Annotated in this window: 17 protein-coding genes; 7 read left to right on the top strand and 10 right to left on the bottom strand. The window is 67.7% G+C overall.

Annotated features, from left to right (window positions below; genetic code table 11):
- Positions 1 to 10: 10 nt before the first annotated feature.
- Together ACFULV_RS04340 and ACFULV_RS04335 are read right to left on the bottom strand one after the other, a co-directional pair.
- The gene (locus ACFULV_RS04340; RefSeq protein WP_378653013.1) at positions 11 to 418 is read right to left on the bottom strand and encodes an SRPBCC family protein; all 408 of its coding nucleotides are present in this window, start codon (positions 416 to 418) and stop codon (positions 11 to 13) included.
- Positions 419 to 462: 44 nt separating this feature from the next.
- Entirely contained in the window at positions 463 to 1602 is a 1140-nt protein-coding gene (locus ACFULV_RS04335; RefSeq protein ID WP_378653011.1) for an epoxide hydrolase family protein, read from the bottom strand.
- Between the two features lie 63 nt (positions 1603 to 1665).
- On the opposite strand from ACFULV_RS04335, the gene ACFULV_RS04330 reads away from it, so the two are divergent.
- Positions 1666 to 2658, top strand: a complete 993-nt coding sequence (locus ACFULV_RS04330) for a helix-turn-helix transcriptional regulator (RefSeq protein ID WP_378653008.1) — start codon at positions 1666 to 1668, stop codon at positions 2656 to 2658.
- A 60-nt stretch (positions 2659 to 2718) separates the two neighbouring features.
- On the top strand, positions 2719 to 3978 hold the full coding sequence (locus ACFULV_RS04325; RefSeq protein ID WP_378653005.1) for an MFS transporter: 1260 nt from the start codon (positions 2719 to 2721) through the stop codon (positions 3976 to 3978).
- Between the two features lie 17 nt (positions 3979 to 3995).
- Here the strand turns inward: ACFULV_RS04325 and ACFULV_RS04320 are convergent, their stop codons facing one another.
- The gene (locus ACFULV_RS04320) at positions 3996 to 5216 is read right to left on the bottom strand and encodes an AI-2E family transporter (RefSeq protein ID WP_378653002.1); all 1221 of its coding nucleotides are present in this window, start codon (positions 5214 to 5216) and stop codon (positions 3996 to 3998) included.
- A gap of 68 nt (positions 5217 to 5284) precedes the next feature.
- Between ACFULV_RS04320 and ACFULV_RS04315 the strand changes: the two genes are divergently transcribed.
- Positions 5285 to 5653, top strand: a complete 369-nt coding sequence (locus ACFULV_RS04315; protein ID WP_378653000.1) for a VOC family protein — start codon at positions 5285 to 5287, stop codon at positions 5651 to 5653.
- A 67-nt stretch (positions 5654 to 5720) separates the two neighbouring features.
- Here ACFULV_RS04315 and ACFULV_RS04310 read toward each other — a convergent pair whose 3' ends face one another.
- On the bottom strand, positions 5721 to 7556 hold the full coding sequence (locus ACFULV_RS04310) for a glycoside hydrolase family 15 protein (protein WP_378652997.1): 1836 nt from the start codon (positions 7554 to 7556) through the stop codon (positions 5721 to 5723).
- A gap of 219 nt (positions 7557 to 7775) precedes the next feature.
- On the opposite strand from ACFULV_RS04310, the gene ACFULV_RS04305 reads away from it, so the two are divergent.
- Positions 7776 to 7961 carry a hypothetical protein gene (locus tag ACFULV_RS04305; RefSeq protein ID WP_378652994.1) on the top strand — a complete coding sequence of 62 codons (186 nt, stop codon included), beginning with the start codon at positions 7776 to 7778 and terminating at the stop codon, positions 7959 to 7961.
- On the opposite strand, the gene ACFULV_RS04300 is transcribed toward ACFULV_RS04305, so the two are convergent.
- Positions 7951 to 8952, bottom strand: coding sequence for an AraC family transcriptional regulator ligand-binding domain-containing protein (locus tag ACFULV_RS04300; RefSeq protein ID WP_378628798.1), 1002 nt, complete (start codon positions 8950 to 8952; stop codon positions 7951 to 7953). The genes ACFULV_RS04305 and ACFULV_RS04300 overlap by 11 nt on opposite strands.
- A gap of 258 nt (positions 8953 to 9210) precedes the next feature.
- Between ACFULV_RS04300 and ACFULV_RS04295 the strand changes: the two genes are divergently transcribed.
- On the top strand, positions 9211 to 9945 hold the full coding sequence (locus ACFULV_RS04295) for an ATP-binding cassette domain-containing protein (RefSeq protein ID WP_378652992.1): 735 nt from the start codon (positions 9211 to 9213) through the stop codon (positions 9943 to 9945).
- A 21-nt stretch (positions 9946 to 9966) separates the two neighbouring features.
- Here the strand turns inward: ACFULV_RS04295 and ACFULV_RS04290 are convergent, their stop codons facing one another.
- Complete coding sequence (locus ACFULV_RS04290) at positions 9967 to 10398, bottom strand: MarR family winged helix-turn-helix transcriptional regulator (RefSeq protein ID WP_378652989.1); 432 nt, start codon at positions 10396 to 10398, stop codon at positions 9967 to 9969.
- 114 nt (positions 10399 to 10512) lie between these two features.
- Between ACFULV_RS04290 and ACFULV_RS04285 the strand changes: the two genes are divergently transcribed.
- The gene (locus ACFULV_RS04285; protein WP_378652987.1) at positions 10513 to 11640 is read left to right on the top strand and encodes an NADH:flavin oxidoreductase; all 1128 of its coding nucleotides are present in this window, start codon (positions 10513 to 10515) and stop codon (positions 11638 to 11640) included.
- A gap of 24 nt (positions 11641 to 11664) precedes the next feature.
- Here ACFULV_RS04285 and ilvD read toward each other — a convergent pair whose 3' ends face one another.
- Positions 11665 to 13356, bottom strand: a complete 1692-nt coding sequence (ilvD, locus tag ACFULV_RS04280) for a dihydroxy-acid dehydratase (RefSeq protein ID WP_378652985.1) — start codon at positions 13354 to 13356, stop codon at positions 11665 to 11667.
- A gap of 62 nt (positions 13357 to 13418) precedes the next feature.
- Positions 13419 to 14267 carry an acyl-CoA thioesterase domain-containing protein gene (locus tag ACFULV_RS04275; protein ID WP_378652983.1) on the bottom strand — a complete coding sequence of 283 codons (849 nt, stop codon included), beginning with the start codon at positions 14265 to 14267 and terminating at the stop codon, positions 13419 to 13421.
- A gap of 164 nt (positions 14268 to 14431) precedes the next feature.
- Between ACFULV_RS04275 and ACFULV_RS04270 the strand changes: the two genes are divergently transcribed.
- On the top strand, positions 14432 to 15694 hold the full coding sequence (locus ACFULV_RS04270; RefSeq protein ID WP_378652980.1) for a hypothetical protein: 1263 nt from the start codon (positions 14432 to 14434) through the stop codon (positions 15692 to 15694).
- Here the strand turns inward: ACFULV_RS04270 and ACFULV_RS04265 are convergent.
- Both ACFULV_RS04265 and ACFULV_RS04260 read right to left on the bottom strand, forming a co-directional pair.
- A complete protein-coding gene (locus ACFULV_RS04265) occupies positions 15672 to 16442 on the bottom strand; it encodes a hypothetical protein (protein ID WP_378652977.1) in 771 nt (256 codons plus the stop codon). The two genes, ACFULV_RS04270 and ACFULV_RS04265, sit on opposite strands and share 23 nt — an antisense overlap.
- Positions 16443 to 16484: 42 nt before the next feature.
- Positions 16485 to 17417, bottom strand: a complete 933-nt coding sequence (locus ACFULV_RS04260; protein ID WP_378652975.1) for a fatty acid desaturase family protein — start codon at positions 17415 to 17417, stop codon at positions 16485 to 16487.
- Positions 17418 to 17542: the final 125 nt, after the last annotated feature.

Raw genomic sequence — 17542 nt, 5'->3', positions numbered from 1 at the left:
AGGCGGGGTGCTAGCGGCCGCTCTCCATCGTCTGCTTGAAGATGGTCAGGCCGTGGTCCATTGCTGCGCCCATCGGGGCGGCGAGGTCGTCGGGTTGCACGTCGTGGATCCAGACGAATCGGCTGTGGCCGTCACCGTGGGAAAAGACCTGCATCGACGCGTTGTCGTGGGTGGGGCGCATGGTGTCGCCGATGACGGAGTAGGCGATTCGGCGTGCTTGCTCGTCCAGGGCGATGAGGCGCTCGCGGACGACTGTTCCGTCGGCGAAAGTAGCGGTCCTGACCCCGGGCTCGACGAGTTGGCTGTCGGTGACGAATCCCGGCGCCATCCGGACGGGGCCGTCGGTGAAGTCGCTGATGACCGCCCACACCTGTGCGGGGTCGGCGTCGATGAGGATCTCTTTGTGCACGGAGGCCATGCTCTGTGTCGCTTTCTGTCGGGGGTGTCTGTGAGGAGGCGTTGTCAACGGAAGTCGCGGAAGCCGGCGCGCAGGTCGTCGGTGATCAGGTCGGGTTCCTCCATGGCCGCGAAGTGGCCGCCGCGATCGAATTCGGTCCAGCGCACGATGGTGTGGTTGCGTTCGGCGATGCGACGGACCGGGACACCGAGGTCGTTCGGCAACACGGCCACCGCGACCGGCACCTCGGTCGCGGGCTCGGGCAGGCCCCACGTCGCGGCGCCCTCGTAGTAATAGCGCGCCGAGGAACCAGCGGTGCCGTTGAGCCAATAGATCATGACGTTGGTCAGCATCGTGTCACGGTCGACGGCATCCTCGGGGACATCGGTCGAATCGGTCCAGTCCTTGAAGCGCTCGACGATCCAAGCCAGTTGCCCCACGGGGGAATCGGTGAGCGCGTAGGACAGTGTCTGCGGGCGGGTGGCCTGCAGCATCGCGTACGCGCCGAGTTCGTACTGGGCGCGCTGAGCCAACTGGAGGGCCCGCTTCTCGGCCGGGTTGTCGAGATCGGCCGTCTCGGGAGTGACGGTGGCCGAGGCGATCATGGTCACGTGCAACGCCACGAGGTGGTCGGGATCGATCACCGCCAGTTCGCGCGAGATGGCAGCACCGGTGTCCTCGCCGTGGGCGGCGTAGCGCTCGTAACCGAGTCGGCGCATCAGCTCGGCCCAGGCTCGCGCGGCCCGGCTGGTCGACCAGCCGATGGCGGGACCGGACAACCCGAAGCCCGGAATCGTCGGCACTACCACGTCGAACGCGTCCTCGGCCCGGCCGCCGTGCGCGACCGGATCGGTCAGCGGCCCGATCACGTCGAGGAACTCCACGATCGATCCGGGCCATCCGTGGGTGAGGATCAACGGCATCGCACCGGGTTCGGCCGACCGGACATGGAGGAAATGCACAGCGTGACCGTCGATCTCGGTTCGGAACTGCGGGAACGCGTTGAGGCGTGCCTCCTGCGCTCGCCAGTCGTAGGTGGTGCGCCAGTACCGCACCAGTTCCTGGGTGTAGTCGAGCGGAATACCCTGCGCCCAGCCGACTCCGGTCACACCGTCGGGCCAGCGGGTGTCGTCCAGACGTCGATGGAGATCGTCGAGCTGGGACTGCGGGACGTCGATGCGGAAGGGAGTGATTGCTTCGCTCATGAAAGCCACGCTACGAGACAGCTAGGACAGTTTCTGCCCTAGCAGTGGGGAAGAATGCGAACTGTGTTGGAAACCTCGGCTCGCCTCCTCGAACTCCTGTCGTTGCTGCAAACGCCCCGCGCGTGGACCGGTGCCGATCTGGCCGAACGCCTCGAGGTCGACGCTCGCACGGTCCGTCGCGACATCGACAAGCTGCGTACCCTCGGCTACCCGGTGCACGCGGTGGCCGGCACCGCCGGATACCGGTTGGGCGCGGGCACCAAGCTGCCACCGCTGCTGTTGAACGACGACGAAGCGGTCGCCATTGCCCTCGGACTGCGCACGGCCGCGGGCGGATCGGTCACCGGCATCGAGGAGAGTTCGCTACGAGCGCTGGCGAAACTGGAGCAGATTCTGCCGTCACGGCTGCGACACCGGGTCTCGGCGTTGCACGCCGCGACCGTCACCGTGCCCGACGGAACCGCGACGGTCGACCCCGAGGTACTGACCGCGATCGCCGCCGCGATCCGCGACCACGAACAGCTCCGGTTCGACTACCGCACCCACGACGGCACCGAGGTCCGGCGAACAGCCGAGCCCCATCGACTCGTGCACACAGGGCGGCGCTGGTACCTGGTCGGCTGGGACGTCGAGAAGCAGGACTGGCGCACCTACCGCGTCGACCGCCTCCGCCCGCGAATCCCCACCGGGCCACGCTTCACCCCACGCGAGGCGCCCGAAGTCGACCTGGGCGGTTGGGTATCGCGCGGTGTCAGCACCTCCGCCTACCGCTATCAGGCCCGCATCACGCTGGAGGTGCCGGCGGCCGTGGCGGCCGATCGCATCCCGCCGACTGTCGGGGTGATCGAAGCGATCGACGAAGGGCACTGCCTGCTGCGCACCGGCTCGAACTCGCTTGACGAAATAGCGGTCTACACCGCGCTTTTCGGCTTCGGATTCCACGTACACGAACCGCCCGAACTGATCGAACACCTGCGCGCGCTGGCCGACCGAGTCACCGCGGCCATCACACCACGCGACGACCCGCGGGGTTCCGGGCACAGCGCATCGGGCTGAGCGACGGTGTCGTCCGTTTTCCGCCGGATCCGAAGCGGCGCGATTCCTATCGTCGGTGCCATGGAAAGCGAACGGATTCCGGAGATTCCGACCGCGGCGTTGCGCGCGCCCGTCGTGTGGTTCATGGCGCTGGCCGCCGCGCTGGCGACCGCGAGTGTGTATCTGCTGCAACCGGCCGTCGCCGAGGTCGCCGGATCGCTGGACACCTCCGCGGCGGCGATCGGCACCGCGTTGGCATGCGGCCCGATCGGCTATCTGGCGGGGCTGGTGTTGCTGGTGCCGCTGGTGGACCGGTTCGCACCCCGGACTGTGGTGGCGGCGCAGTTCGCGGCGCTGGCGCTGGCTTCGGTCGCCGGTGCGGCGGCCCGTTCGCCGTTGACCTTGGGGATCGTCATCGGTGTGGTCGGCGCGGGATCGGCTGTCGGAGCTCAGTTGAGTTCGGTGGCAGGGCGGTTCGCGGCGCCTCAACGGCAGGCCACGGTTCTGGGGATCGTCACCGCGGGCATTTCGGCCGGAATCCTCGCCGGGCGTATCGTCGGTGGCTGGCTCACCGAGGTGATCGGTTGGCGGGCAATGCTGCTGGTGTTCGTGGTGCCCTGTGTCGTGGTGGCGGCAGTGTCGTATGTGGTGCTGCCCGCGGTGCGTGGGCGGACAGCTGCCGGATATCTGGATACGGTGCGGGGGATGCCCGGGCTCTTCGCCCGCTTCGCCGCGTTGCGCTGGGCGGCAGCGCGAGGCGCGCTGTGGTTCTTCGCGTTCTGTGCGGTGTGGGCTGGGCTCGCGGTGGCGCTGTCGCAGCCGCCGTACTCGTATACCCCCGACCGGATCGGGCTGTATGCCTGCGCAGGGCTGGCCGGCGTCTTCGCCACCAGGATCGCCGGCAGCTGGACCGACCGAGTCGGCCACCGGAAAGTGATCCTGGTCGGGCTCGCGCTCGCTCTGAGCTCGGTCGTGGTCTTGTCCGTCGCGCTGTCGAACACCGTGGTGACGCTGATCTGCCTCGGCCTCTTCGACGCCGGACTGTTCGCCGCGCAAGTTGCCAATCAGAGTGCCGTGCTGGCCATCGACGCCTCCGCGCCGGCCCGTTTCAACAGCGCCTACATGTCCGTCTACTTCGTCGGGGGAAGTCTGGGCACCGCGTTCGGGGCCGCAGCGATCGGCTGGTTCGGCTGGCCTGGTCTGGTCACTGCCGCCGCGACGGCGACGGCAACGGCGGCCGTCGTTGCCCTGGCCGATCGGACGCGCACCGGTTCGGGTGTGTTCGAGGAAGGGGTCGGCAAGAACGACCGGGACCGTGCGGAGGTTTCGCGCGGCCGCTGAGCCGGATGCGCGCGGCGCTAGGTGCTCGGCTCGGGCGCCGCCCCAGAGTCGGATGTCGGCGAGGCCACCACGGCCTCGCCGGTGTCGGCCTCGGCGCCGTCGGGGTCGTCGGCGTCCGGTCCCGCTCCTGTGGCGATGTCGATCTGCTCACCGATGTAGCGGATGATCACCGCGATCATCGCGACGACGGGCACGGCGAGGAAGGCCCCGGTGATGCCGTAGAGCGAGCCGCCCGCGGTGACCGCGAGCAGCACGATGACGGCGTGGAGTTCCATGCTGCGGCTTTGCAGGACCGGTTGCAGCACATTGCCTTCCAGCTGCTGCACCGCGATGACGATGCCGAGCACGATCAATGCTGTGGTGAGCCCGTTGCCGACCAGCGCGACGAGGACGGCCAGCGCACCGGCGACGAACGCGCCGACCATCGGGATGAATCCGCCGATGAAGGTGATCACCGACAGCACCAACGCCAGCGGCACATCGAGGATGAACAGCGACGCGCCGATGAGGACGGCGTCGACCATGCTGACGATCGCCTGGGTCCGGATGAAGCCACCCAGAGTCGCCCAGACCCGCTCCAGGATGGCTTCGACGTGGCGCCCGCTGCGGTTGCCGAACACCTGATGCATCCAGGGCAGAAAACGCGGCCCGTCCTTCAGGAAGAAGAAGACCAGCACCAACACCAAGAAGACGGTGATCAGGACCGATGTCGCGGTGGACACACCGGTGAACACGCCATTGGCGATCTGCGCGCCGCTGGACTGGAGTCGTCCGACGATCGCCTCGACCGCGGAATCGAGTTGCTCGTCGCGGATGCGCAGCGGTGGTCCCTGGATCCAATCGCGAACCTGGTTGACCCCGTCGGTGGCCTTGTCGGCGAGCTGAGGCGCTTGATCGGCCACCGAGGGCACGATCAGCGCCACGACCCCGGCCAGCAGTGCGACGAACCCGAGCAGCGTGATCGACGCGGCGAGCGCCGGTGCCAGCTTGCGCCGGGTCAGCCAGCGGGTCAGTGGCCACAGGATCGTGGTCACCACGATCGCCAGTGCGACGGGCAGGAGCACCACCCACAGCCGGGCGGTGATCGTGCCGAGCACCCAGGCCCCCGCCGCGATCGCCACGACGCACAGCGACCATTTGGCCAGCCACAGGATCCCGCCACCGATCACATCTCCGCGATCACGCGAAGGCTTGTCGTTCGGTTGCGCCCTACTGGTCTTCTTCACCGGCCCGCTCACGTCGCTCAGTCTGGCACGCCCGCCGCGTCCACCGGAACTTGTCGGTGTCACGGCCTAGCGTTTCGCCCATGTCGGAAACCATCACTGTCGGCGGCATCACCATCGACAGCAACGATCCCGCCGAACTGGCCGAGTTCTGGAGCTCCGCACTCGGTTACACGGTCCTCGTCGACTCCGGGGACTACGTCATGATCACTCCGCCCGGCGTCGGCTTCGGGGAGGGGCGCTACCTCGCGTTCCAGCTGGTTCCCGAGACCAAGGTGACCAAGAACCGGGTGCACATCGATTTCCAGACCACGGCTCGCGCGGCCGAGGTCGCCCGGCTGACGGCGCTGGGGGCCACGGTCCACGGCGAACACTCGCTGCCCGGTTTCGGCTGGACCGTGCTGCAGGACCCGCACGGCAACGAGTTCTGCGTCGTCGCCGCCGAGAGCTGAGCGAATTGGCACGCTGTGCACAATGGCATGAAGTGCGCCATGTGCGCTCACATCGCGGGTGAGCGGATCAGTCCGCCGCGGGCTCGGCCTCGGCGCGATCGAGTTCTTCGTCGAGCGCGATGGCGGCGGCGATCAGGGCCAGGTGGGTGAAGGCCTGCGGGAAGTTGCCCAGCTGCTCGCCCGAAGGACCGATCTCCTCGGCGAACAGGCCGACATGGTTGGCGTAGGTGAGCATCTTCTCGAAGGCATAGCGGGCCTGTTGCAGCCGACCGGTCCGGGCGAGGGCTTCGACATAGAGAAAGCTGCACAGGTTGAAGGTGCCTTCGGTGCCGCGCAGGCCGTCCGGTGATGCCTCGGGGTCGTATCGGTAGACCAGGCTGTCGCTGACGAGCTCCTTGTCCATCGCGTCGAGGGTGCTCAGCCACATCGGGTCGGTGGGGGACAGGAATCGCATCCGGGGCATGAGCAGCAGCGAGGCGTCCAGTACGTCGGTGGCGAAGTGCTGCACGAACGCTCGGCGTTTCTCGCTCCAGCCGCGGTCGATGATCTGCCGGAAGACGGCGTCGCGTTCGGCGGTCCAGCGGACCACGTCGGCGGGCCTGGCGTGCGCGTTCGCCATGCGGATGCTGCGGTCGAAGGCCACCCAGGTCATCAGGCGGCTGTAGGTGAATTCCTGGCGGCCGCCGCGAGTTTCCCAGATGCCCTCGTCGGGGCGATCCCAGTTGTCGGCGAGCCAGTCGATGAGGCCGCTGAATGTCCGCCAACCGGCAATGGCGGCCATATCGGTCGCCTGCGCCAGCGCGTCGGCCGCCTCGCCGTAGATGTCGAGCTGGATCTGGTCAGCGGCGCCGTTGCCGACCCGCACCGGTGCCGAACCCTGGTATCCCTCCAGGTGGGGCAGCGTTATCTCGTCCAGGTGCGGGTCGCCGTCGACGCGGTACATGATCTGCAAGGGTTCGCCGGAGGCGGTGCCGCCCGCGTCGACCCGGTCGCGTAGCCAGCGACGGAAGGCGTAGGGCTCCTCGGTGAAGCCGAGGTCGCTCAGCGCCCGTACCGACAGCGAGGCATCCCGGATCCAGGTGTAGCGATAGTCCCAATTGCGTTCGCCGCCGATCTGTTCGGGCAACCCCATGGTGGCCGCGGCGATCGGCGCGCCGGTCGGGGCATAGGTGAGCAGTTTGAGGGTGATCGCGGAGCGATTGACGATGTCGCGCCAGCGCCCGCGGTAGGTGGACGAGCGCAACCAGGTCTGCCAGAAGCGACGGCACTGGTCGAACTCGTGGGCGATCGTTGCCCACATCGGTGCCGAGGAGAAATCCGCCCCGGCGGGGGCGGTGGTCAACACGACCGCCGCTCGCTCACCGGCGGACAAGGTGAATCGCGCGGTGATGTCGGCGCCGTCGGGGTGCAGCGCGATCGGGTCGGTGGATTGCAGATGCAGATCGGCGATGCCGGAACGGAAGACGGCGGTTCGCTCATCGACTCGGTCGAGGGTGTGGCTGGCGCGTGCGTAGTCGAACCGCGGGCGGCATGCGAGAGCGAACGTGAAGCTTCCGCGCACCACCCGCGCGACCCGCACCAATCTGTGCCGGTCGGCGGGTTCGGTACCGCGAATCGGCTCCATGAAGTCGGCGACCTCGCCCACGCCGTCGGGCCCGGAGAACCGCGTCAACAGGATGGCGGTGTCGGGCAGGTACAGCTGCCGGATGGTCACCGGGTTGGTGGTGTCGACGGCGAGTGAGCAGTGTCCGCCCTTCTCGCTGTCGAGCAGGGACGCGAACACACTCGGTGAATCGAATCGTGGCGCGCACCACCAGTCGATCGTTCCGGCGGCCGATACCAGAGCCGCTGTCTGCAGATCACCGACGATGCCGTGCTCGTCGATCGGCGGGTACGAGTTCACGAACGCTCCTCGCCTCGGACCGCCGTTGGCGCGGTCGGCGAGATCCAGCCAACCAGCGCAGGGCGGCGTGAGCCTCATCCGGGACGGGTGAATACCGCCGCCGCGGTGGCGAGGTTGGCGCGTTCGGCACGAGGTTGGCGCGTTCTGTTCTTGTCGTGGCCGCGAGGTAATTCGACACTTACGTTCGAATGGTCGGTGAGTGAACGATGGGAGTGTGCGGTGACGAGGGAGAGTGCCACTGTCTACGTGATTTCCGCGCTGGAGTCGAAAGGAACAGCGACCCGCGATGACTTCGATGTCGCCGGCATCGTCGCCACGTTCCGTGACCTCATCGACGGGTGGGACTTCCGCTTGTTGGAGCGCGAAACGTTCTGGCAGATCGCCTCGACCTACCTCAGGACGTGACGTTGCGAACCGGACGCGAGCCCACCGACCAGCGTCGGGCAGCCCGGCGTAGCGACCCCGCATCGGAGTAGCCGAGCAGTTCGGCCTGCTTGGTGCCGCTCAGCGAGCCACCGGATGTCGCTCGCGACAACCGTGCGCTGCGGGCCCGGTCCAGTTCGGCCCGCCAGGTCGTGCCCGATTCGCCCAGCCGTCGTTGCAGTGTGCGAGGGCTGATGTTGAGGATCTGGGCGACACTGTCGAGGGAGACCGTTCCGGCCTCGATAGCCTCGTCCAAGGCGTCGGCGACTCGGGCGGGCCAGGCCGAGGCAAGGGTCGGCGGCGGTGGCAAGGCGGCGGCCAGCGGTTCCAGGACCGCGGCCAGGACAGGGTCCGCGGTGGTCAGGGGAAGGTCCAGGTCCGCGGAGCGGAAGGTCATCGAGTCGGCCGGGGCGTCGAATTCCAGCGTGGCGGAGCCGAACACGGCTCGAAAGCCGTCGACGTGCGCGGGAGCGGCTTGGCGCAGCGAGACGCGAACCGGGTTCAACGGATCCTCGACCACCCGGCGCGCGCGGCTCAGAACGGCCGACAAACCCCACAGCTGGGTGTGGTCCCTGCCGCGACCTTCGCCATCGAGCATCTCGAGGTACAGGGTGGACTCGTCCTCGGTTTCGGTGACCAGGTCGAATCGGTGATTGGTGGTGACCGCGGTGATGTAGGGACCGCACGTCGCCAGCCCGGCGCCCAGGGTCGGCGCGGACGCGAACAGATAGTCGTACAGCCCGAGGCTGGACAGCTCGTAGCGCCGGGCCACTTGGAGGGCGACGTCGGGACCGAGGCGATGTTCACCGACCTCCCACAGCCGGGAGAACGTCGCACTGGGTAGATGCACGTCGTGGCCGGTCATCGACCAATCCGGCACCCCGGTGTCCCGGATGAGCTGCGCCCGATCGAGCCCGGCCGCGCCGAGCTGGGAAATGACGAAACGGTGCAGCAAGCTCTGGTCGGTAGCCATGACGTCTCCTCGTGGCAGCATGCCGATCTGCGAACGTCTACCTCAGCCGCGGGCGTCGACCGATAGGGAGAGTCTGTCGGCGAACGTCTCGGCGCTTCGCGATCGGCACCTCGTGTTTGATCCGGTTCTACCAGTTCCGCGCAGGTCGCGAAAGCAATCGCGATTCTGGTCGGCAATCATGCCAGCGGTCGTGCGATGAGCTCCGACCGCCTCCGGCGAACGGTGGATGCTCGGTACTCGAGCGTGCCATGGTGAGTTATGACCGTGGAGCTGTGCCGCCTGACCGTCCGTGTCGACACCGCGCGGTGGAGCGAAACCGTGCTCACGGAGGTCGATCTGGTGGTGCCTGCTGGTCAGATCACCGCTGTGCTCGGTGGCCCCGGCGCCGGAAAGTCCATGGCCGCTTCGGCTCTCGCGGGACGATTGCCCGCCACCGCGCAGTCCAAGGGCCAGGTCTTGGTCGACGGTGTGGCTGTCGACGATCAGCGATGGGCGGCCTTGCGTGAGGGCGTCGTCGGCTATGTGCCGCAAGAAGGTGTGACGGCATTCGACTCCGACAAGACAGTGAGCGCCCAATTGCGGACGTTGGAGCGCCGCCATCGAGCGTGGAGTGTCGAGCGAGCATGCGCCGCGGCACAGTATCCGGCCGAAGCCTCGGACCTTCTCCCACATCAGCATTCGGGAGGTCAGATCCAGCGTGCCGCGCTCGCCGCCGCGCTGCTGCCGGCTCCGCGCGTGCTCATCGCGGACGGACCGACCAATTCCCTCGACCGGGCGACGGCGTACGGCGTGTGGAGATCATTGCGCGATTACGCCGACTCCGGTGCGGCGGTACTCGTGGTCAGCAACGAGGTGCAGGTGCTGACTCACGGCGGCGTCGCCGACCGGATGGTGATCCTGCACGCGGGCCGGGTGCTCGCCGCGGGAACGACCGCGGAGCTCGGGAAGTCGACCGACACGTTCGTGCGGACCCTGCTCGGGTCGTCCTTCTGACGCCGCGCCCCGGTTGGCAGCTCAGTCGGTGCCGGTCACGAAAACGCGCTCCAGCAGGGCGAACAGGCAATCTCGATCTCGGTCGCTGAGCTTTTTCAGGCCGTCTTGCGTCGACTGCATCTTCGCGCGGATCCTATCGGTGACACGCTCGCCCTCGGCCGTGATGACCAGGTGGGTGACGCGCCGGTCGGACGCACTGGCTTCGCGGCGCACGAGGTCGCGCTTCTCCAGCCGGTTGATGATCCCGGTGACGTTGGACGCGTCGCAGGACAAGGTCTCGGCCAGGGCGCGCATAGCGACAGGCCCTCGGCGCAGCACCGTCAGCGTTTTGCCCTGACTCGCCGTGAGGTTCTCGCTCGCCGCCGCCGCGGTGAAGTCTCCGTAATAGACACCGAGCGCCACCGAGAGCAGCTCCATGAGCTGGGCCGTATCGACGCGCGCAGCTTCTTCCATGGGAGTCAGCTTATCCGCAGAAACTTGACTATCTCAAATATCTGCCTCTAGCGTGTGGGCATTGCTTGAAGTTCTCAACCTTCGACTTTGTCAAGTACCTCTGAGGAGCACCCAGTGATCGTCACCCAGTCCGAGGCCTCCCGCACGGCCGAGATCCTGTCGCGGCCCGTCACGCTCAACGGCCTGACCGTCCCGAACCGCATCGTGATGGCGCCCATGACGCGGATGTTCTCGCCCGGCGGCGTTCCCGGTGACGATGTCCGGTCCTATTACGCCCGCCGCGCCGCCGCGGGCGTCGGTCTGATCGTCACCGAGGGAACCTACGTCGGCCATCAGTCGGCGGGGCAGAGCGATCGTGTGCCGCGGTTCCACGGTGAGGAACAGTTGGCGGGGTGGGCGAAGGTCGCCGAGGACGTCCACGCGGCAGGCGGCACGATCGTGCCGCAGCTGTGGCATATCGGCATGGTGCGCAATCAGGGCGAGCAGCCCTATGTCGACGCGCCCGCCGTCGGCCCCTCCGGCATTCGCGTCGACGGCACCGAAGGCACCGGCAAGGCGATGACCCAGCGTGACCTGGACGACGTCATCGGCGCCTTCGTCGAGGCCGCCGCGGCGGCCGAGCGCATCGGTTTCGACGGCGTCGAACTGCACGGTGCGCACGGTTATCTGCTCGACCAGTTCCTCTGGGAGCGCACGAACCGCCGCGACGATGTGTACGGCGGTGACGCGGTGGCCCGCACGAGGTTCGCGGCCGAGATCGTGGCCGCCGTCCGCGCGGTCGTCTCGCCCGAGTTCCCGGTGATCTTCCGCTACTCGCAGTGGAAGCAGGAGGCCTACGACGCCCGCCTGGCCGAGACGCCGCAGGAGCTCGAGGCGATCCTGGCCCCGCTCGCCGCGGCCGGTGTGGACGCCTTCCACGCCTCCACCCGCCGCTACTGGCTTCCGGAGTTCGACGACTCGGAGCTGAACCTGGCGGGCTGGACCAAGAAGCTCACCGGCAAGCCCACGATCACCGTCGGATCGGTCGGCCTCGACGGTGATTTCCTGCGTGCGTTCTCGGGCCAGGGCGCCGAGCTCGGCAGTCTCGACAACCTCCTCGATCGCATGGAGCGCGACGAATTCGACATGGTCGCCGTCGGTCGAGCCCTTCTCCAGGACCCGGAATGGGCCGCCAAGATCCTGGCGGGGCGGAGCGACGAGGTGAAGCCCTACGACGGGACGGCGCTGAAGACGCTGAGCTGAGCGATTCTCGCCGAGGCGGCGCCGTCAGCCGGTGACGGCGCCGTGTGCGGCCGAGCTGACGAGCTTGCGGTACTTCGACAGCACCCCCGAGGTGTACCTGGGCGGCAGCGGCTCCCAGCCGACCTTGCGGGCGGCGAGTTCGTTCTCGTCGATCTCGACATCGAGGATGCGGTTGGCGACATCGAGCACGATCGGGTCGCCGTCGCGGACGAACGCGATCGGGCCGCCGTCGACCGCTTCGGGTGCGACATGCCCCACGCACAATCCGGTGGTGCCGCCGGAGAACCGGCCGTCGGTGAGCAGCAGAACGTCCTTGCCGAGGCCGGCGCCCTTGATCGCGCCGGTGATGGCGAGCATCTCGCGCATGCCGGGTCCGCCCTTGGGGCCCTCGTTACGGATGACCACGACATCACCCGCCACGATGGTGCCGTCCTCGAGTGCGTTCATCGCAGCCCGTTCCCCGTCGAACACCCGGGCCGTGCCGCGGAAGACATCGGAGTCGAAACCGGCGCTCTTCACCACGGCGCCTTCGGGTGCGAGCGAGCCGTGCAGGATGGTGAGCCCGCCGGTGCGGTGGATCGGCCGGTCGAGGCGGCGGATGACGTCACCGTCGAGGCCGAGCTCGATGTGGGCGAGATTCTCGGCCATGGTCGCGCCCGTGACGGTCATGACGTCGCCGTGCATGAGACCGGCATCCAGCAGGGCCTTCATCACGACGGGGATGCCGCCGACCCTGTCGACGTCGTTCATGACATAGCGGCCGAACGGCTTGAGGTCGCCCAGGTGGGGCACCTTGTCACCGACCCGGTTGAAGTCGGCGAGGGTGAGGCCGACACCGGCCTCGCGGGCGATGGCCAGCAGGTGCAGCACGGCGTTGGTCGACCCGCCGAGCGCCATGACGACCGTGATGGCGTTCTCGAACGCCTCCATCGTCATGATGTCGCGGGCCGTGATCCCCTTGCGCAGCAATCCGACGACGGCCTCGCCGGACTTCTCGGCGAAATCGTCACGGCGACGGTCCGGGGCAGGCGGCGCAGCCGATCCGGGCAGGCTCATCCCGAGGGCCTCGGCCGCCGAGGCCATGGTGTTGGCCGTGTACATGCCGCCACACGCGCCTTCGCCGGGACAGATCGCCCGCTCGATGCGGTCGACCTCGGCGGGGGTGATCAGACCTTTGATGCAGGCACCGACAGCCTCGAACGCGTCGATGATCGTGACGTCCTTGCCGTCGATATTGCCGGGCAGGGTCGACCCCGCGTAGAGGAATACGCTCGCCAGGTCCAGTCGCGCGGCGGCCATCAGCATGCCCGGCAGGCTCTTGTCGCAGCCGGCGAGCAGCACCGAACCGTCGAGGCGCTCGGCCATCATCACGGTTTCGACCGAATCGGCGATGATCTCACGGCTGACCAGCGAGAAGTGCATCCCCTCGTGGCCCATCGAGATGCCGTCGGAGACCGATATCGTGCCGAACTCGAGCGGGAAACCGCCCCCGGCGTGGACACCGCGTTTGACCGCCTTGGCCAGCCGGTCGAGCGACAGATTGCACGGCGTGATCTCGTTCCAGCTCGAGGCCACACCGATCTGCGGTTTTACCCAGTCCTCGTCACCCATGCCGACCGCGCGGAGCATGCCACGAGCGGCAGTTTTCTCGAGACCATCGGTGACATCGCGGGAGCGTGGCTTGATGTCGACGGGCTGATCGGTGTCGTGTGCCATAGCGCAAGCCTACGAGGCCGGGTCATGAAATCGCCACGGCGGCGCAGCTGAGGCGGTGCGAACTAGTCCGCGGCCATGGGCGATGACGACGCCCCGATAGCGCTCAGGTCCGCGGGGCCCCGGGTGTTGGCGAGGGAACTGACTGTCGCGGTACCGAATACGCCTTTGCGGTCATAGATCGCCGCAGTGCCCAGCGCGATGCCGTCCTGTGCCAGCCGGTCCAGGCCGACCAGCCCGGCTTCCTCCCCTTCCGGAAGCCTGGTCAACGTGAGCGTGGCATCGGCGTTGATGTACTCCAGGCCGTGGCTGCCGAGGTTGGTGACCACGTTCGTCACATCGGCGAGGCCCGCGACGAACTGGAACGGCGTCGGTTGCTCACCGGCCACGACCGCGATCGGGCGGTGCCAGATCCCCGTGCGGGCCGCGTTGTGGTGGGTGCGGGCATCGGGACTCCAACCTTGCTCCTCGCTGAAGTACACGCGATCCCGATCGGGCGAGGGTTCGCGGTCGGCAGGCGGCGGATCCGCGGTCGTCTCCGGCGACCAGCAGATGCCGTCCGGTGTCGGGCCGGGGCGCAGATACAGCGCGCCGGCCCGCGCCACGGGGCGGCCGTCTTGGATCAGCACCGCATCGAACAACGACAATCGGCGGCCGTCGCGGATCACCTCGACACGAGTTGTGCAGGGCCGCATGAACACCGGGCGGAACAGGTCGAGCGTCCACCGCACCGGCCGCAAGTCGCTCCGGTCGCGAACGATGAGCTCGCGCTCCACCGCGCGCGCCAGGACCGCGCCGACAGCCATCCCGCGCAACTGCCCACCGATCCATCCGCTGCTCGCCTCGGGTTCGGGATGGAGTACCTCGGTGCCGCTGATCGGATCGGATTGTGCGCGAAAGAATGCATGACTCACCGGCGGACTCCTTAGGCATGGGCAGTCTCGCCGAACGCGCGGCACCGGTGGCGCGCGACTGACAGATGCCCGGATCTGAGAGTCGGCGATTTATCCATGATGCGGCCATCGGGAGGGGGCGGCTACCCGGCCGTGCAAGATCACAGCCTGCGTTAGGCTCGGATATGGCCCACCGATCTGTCGTTCTCGGTGCGATGCTCATCGCGGTGTCGTCGCTCTGCGCGTGCACTGTGTTCGGCCGCGGCGAGAATGATCCGCCTGCCGCGCGTGACGCGGATGTGTTGGTGTCGATCGCTGAGTCGGCGGGGTTCCTGGAGACCGGCCGTGTCGGGAGCCGACGCGTTCCCTTCTTCGAATTGCGGCGCGACGGTACGGTTTTCACCTACGTGGACGACGGTGCCGAGCAGAGCGTGTTCGGCGTGTACTGGGCCCAGCTCACCGAGGACGGCATCGAGCAAGTTCGCGCGTGGTTCGGCGAACTCTCCTTCGACGATGCCCACTACCGCGAGTTCTCGCCGCCGACGGACCAGCCGACGACGGTGGTGTACGCGAACTTCGATGGGCCGGTGGGTGTCTCGGTCTACGGCCTGGACACCGACTCCCGCACGCGTTCCGGCAATGGTGAGGTGCGCAGGCTGGGGAACGTGATCGATCGTTTGCGAGCACTGCCCGATGACGAGCAGCTCACGGTGCGGCGTCGTGCGCCGTACACGCCGACCGCCCTCGATATCGCGTTCCAGCCCGCAGTCTCACCGGATGACGAGCCGTTGCCTGCGCCGACCAATTGGCCTTTCGCCATCCCGCTCACGCAGCGCACCCTGGGTGTCGGCGGCTACGGCAGAGCCCTGTGCGCCACTGTCGACGGCTCCGAAGCTGCCACGATCGTCGAGCTCATGGCCGGACGCGACGAGGACACCCCACCACATTGGACCACCGGGGCGGCACCCGGGTCCGGACATCCCACCTCGGTCCTGGTGACTGCGAATGCGCTGCTGCGCGGTCAATCCGGGTGCAGTGCAGTGGCATCGAGTCCGGTGTCGTCGAATCGTGTTGTCGTCGAGCCGCTCCAGAACGTGGTACTCGCCGATCCGTCGGGCTGGCGGGGCCGCTATCCGGCCGACCGGTTCACCACCGCGACGAGCCTGGAAATCTATGCTGCGGTGCCGATTCTGGTCCGCGATCTCGAGGCCAGAGAGGCGATCGAGGACACGGACGGCACCGGCGACAGCATCGGACTCCACGTGCCGACCGGCTCGGACCTGACCTGGTACGACTACGAAGTCGTGGCCGCCGAGGCGGGCGGCTCCCGCTACCTCGACCTGTCGGCCCGCTACCAGGGCATGGCTCCCGATCCCTGGGAGCCACCGACCTGGCACGCCCGCATCGCACTCGGCCCCGAGACCGTCACCAACCTCGACCTGCACTGATCCGCTGCGAACCCGTCGCTCCTGTCGGATGTCGGATCCACACATTGGGCTCCACATAGACCGCGACACCGTGCTCGACCGAACACGACATCGGGGCCAGCGCTGTGGGCACGAGTACCTGCCCGCTGGTGTCGAACGGCAGGCCGGTCCACGCACGCCATTCCTCCAGCGTCCCAGGAATAACCATGGATCGCGGTGCGATCTTGTCGATCGTGCCGCCGGCCCGGACGTGTACGCGCAGCCACGGGTCGACCGGCAGCCCATCCGCCCTCGTCAGCCCGGCGTAGACACTCATCGGTTGTTCGATGTCGGCTTTTCCGTTGGGGCGCACGGGCGCCACGAGCTCGGCGAATCCGAGCCGAGCGGCGTTGTCCCGCAGAGCGGCAAGGATTTCCGCGCTCAGCCCGGTGCCCTGCCTGCTCGGTTCGATGACGATCTCGATCGCGGACACCGTGTCTGGCTGTGCGCCGGTCGCCGAGGTGTGGATGCCGCGGCGAATCGCACCGTCCCAGCCGTCGTCGGGGAGGTCGGCCGCACCGAGCCAAAACGGGACGGAATAGGCCCGGCCCACCACCTCGCCTGCCTCGTCCTGGCAGACCAGGATGTAGTCGGCGAACCGATCCAGCATCGAGTAGTACAGGTTGCCGACGGGGTCGTGGCGCATGAATTCAGGCCAGGAGTCGGCCATTCCGGTGAAGGCGTCGTACAGATCGGGGCGGTCCGCGAGAACCGAAATCGTCAGCGGCATGGATCTACGATGCCTCACCCGGAGCCGCGGGATCGAGCGAAATCAGGTCAGTTCGATCGGACCGCGGAGTTGACGGGCAACCGCGCGGAACCAGCCGAGGTGGTAGTGAGCGCCTTCGGAGTCGAATCGGGAGCGCAACTCGTACCAGCGCAGACCGGGGTGGCGGTGGTGCACATCGTGCAGATTGAAGCTGAGAGCGAAGCGCTCGAGTGTGCGGGGCAGGCGCAGATTCATTGCCGCTCTGGGTGATTCGAGGTCGGTGCCGTAGTGGTAGGCGTTGTCGGAGAGGGAGATGATGAGGGCGCGGCCGCCGATCGCGGCGAGCAGCATCCAGCCGTGTGCGCCATAGGCGAGGAACGCGGCGGTGTGGAGGACGACGATCGCGGCGGCGTCGGTGCGGAACTTGCCCAGAACCGCCGGCTGGGCGACACGCTCGAGGACGAGACCACCGACCGAATCGGGTGCGTCCACTCGACGTCCCAGTGCACGAATGGTTCGCTCGGGCATCGGCGCGAGCAGTAGCGCGAGCACTTCGAGCAGGTACAAACCGCCGAACAGTTTCAGATAGAACGGGGGAGCGGCGGCCCGCCGAGTGGTCGTCGCCGGGTCGTAGATCTCGCTGCGCTCACGGACCCGGCTGTATCGATGGTGGAGCAGGTGGCCCACTTTCAGCATCGCGAAGGGTGATCCGTACACCACCGCCAGAATGCGTCCCATCCGGTCGTTGCGGGTCCGATTCCGTAGCAGCGACCCGTGAACGGCCTCGTGGATCAGTGACCAGAACGGCGTGATGGTCAGCGTCAGCGGCACCAGGGCCCAACCCCACGCCGCATCCAGTGGGAGCAGTGCCAGCGGGATCACGAACAGCTGGGTGACGCCGATTGTCAACGCCAGCACGATGAGTCGCACATTCACCAGGTCCCCGCCGGCAGCTCGCGGCACATCGGACGGGCGCGGGGTGCGAGTTCGAGTCATGGTGCAGCGGTGCTCCGGGTAGATCAGGCAAACTCCGCCTCTATCCTGCCATCAGCGCACCCATATGTGGCAGGCCCGAAGGTGCCGTGAACTCGGTGTTCGCCGACAATTCAGCAGGGATGCAC

This window comes from Nocardia sp. NPDC057272 (genome assembly GCF_042668615.1).
Taxonomy (GTDB): Bacteria; Actinomycetota; Actinomycetes; order Mycobacteriales; family Mycobacteriaceae; genus Nocardia.
This window is presented reverse-complemented; position numbering and strand designations above follow the sequence as displayed.

Bases quoted from the DNA above. Each gene is read 5' to 3' on its own strand.
- ACFULV_RS04340 (WP_378653013.1), bottom strand. From the start codon at position 418: ATGGCCTCCGTGCACAAAGAGATCCTCATCGACGCCGACCCCGCACAG.
- ACFULV_RS04335 (WP_378653011.1), bottom strand. From the start codon at position 1,602: ATGAGCGAAGCAATCACTCCCTTCCGCATCGACGTCCCGCAGTCCCAG.
- ACFULV_RS04325 (WP_378653005.1), top strand. From the start codon at position 2,719: ATGGAAAGCGAACGGATTCCGGAGATTCCGACCGCGGCGTTGCGCGCG.
- ACFULV_RS04315 (WP_378653000.1), top strand. From the start codon at position 5,285: ATGTCGGAAACCATCACTGTCGGCGGCATCACCATCGACAGCAACGAT.
- ACFULV_RS04300 (WP_378628798.1), bottom strand. From the start codon at position 8,952: ATGGCTACCGACCAGAGCTTGCTGCACCGTTTCGTCATTTCCCAGCTC.
- ACFULV_RS04295 (WP_378652992.1), top strand. From the start codon at position 9,211: ATGACCGTGGAGCTGTGCCGCCTGACCGTCCGTGTCGACACCGCGCGG.
- ACFULV_RS04290 (WP_378652989.1), bottom strand. From the start codon at position 10,398: ATGGAAGAAGCTGCGCGCGTCGATACGGCCCAGCTCATGGAGCTGCTC.
- ilvD (WP_378652985.1), bottom strand. From the start codon at position 13,356: ATGGCACACGACACCGATCAGCCCGTCGACATCAAGCCACGCTCCCGC.
- ACFULV_RS04270 (WP_378652980.1), top strand. From the start codon at position 14,432: ATGGCCCACCGATCTGTCGTTCTCGGTGCGATGCTCATCGCGGTGTCG.
- ACFULV_RS04265 (WP_378652977.1), bottom strand. From the start codon at position 16,442: ATGCCGCTGACGATTTCGGTTCTCGCGGACCGCCCCGATCTGTACGAC.
- ACFULV_RS04260 (WP_378652975.1), bottom strand. From the start codon at position 17,417: ATGACTCGAACTCGCACCCCGCGCCCGTCCGATGTGCCGCGAGCTGCC.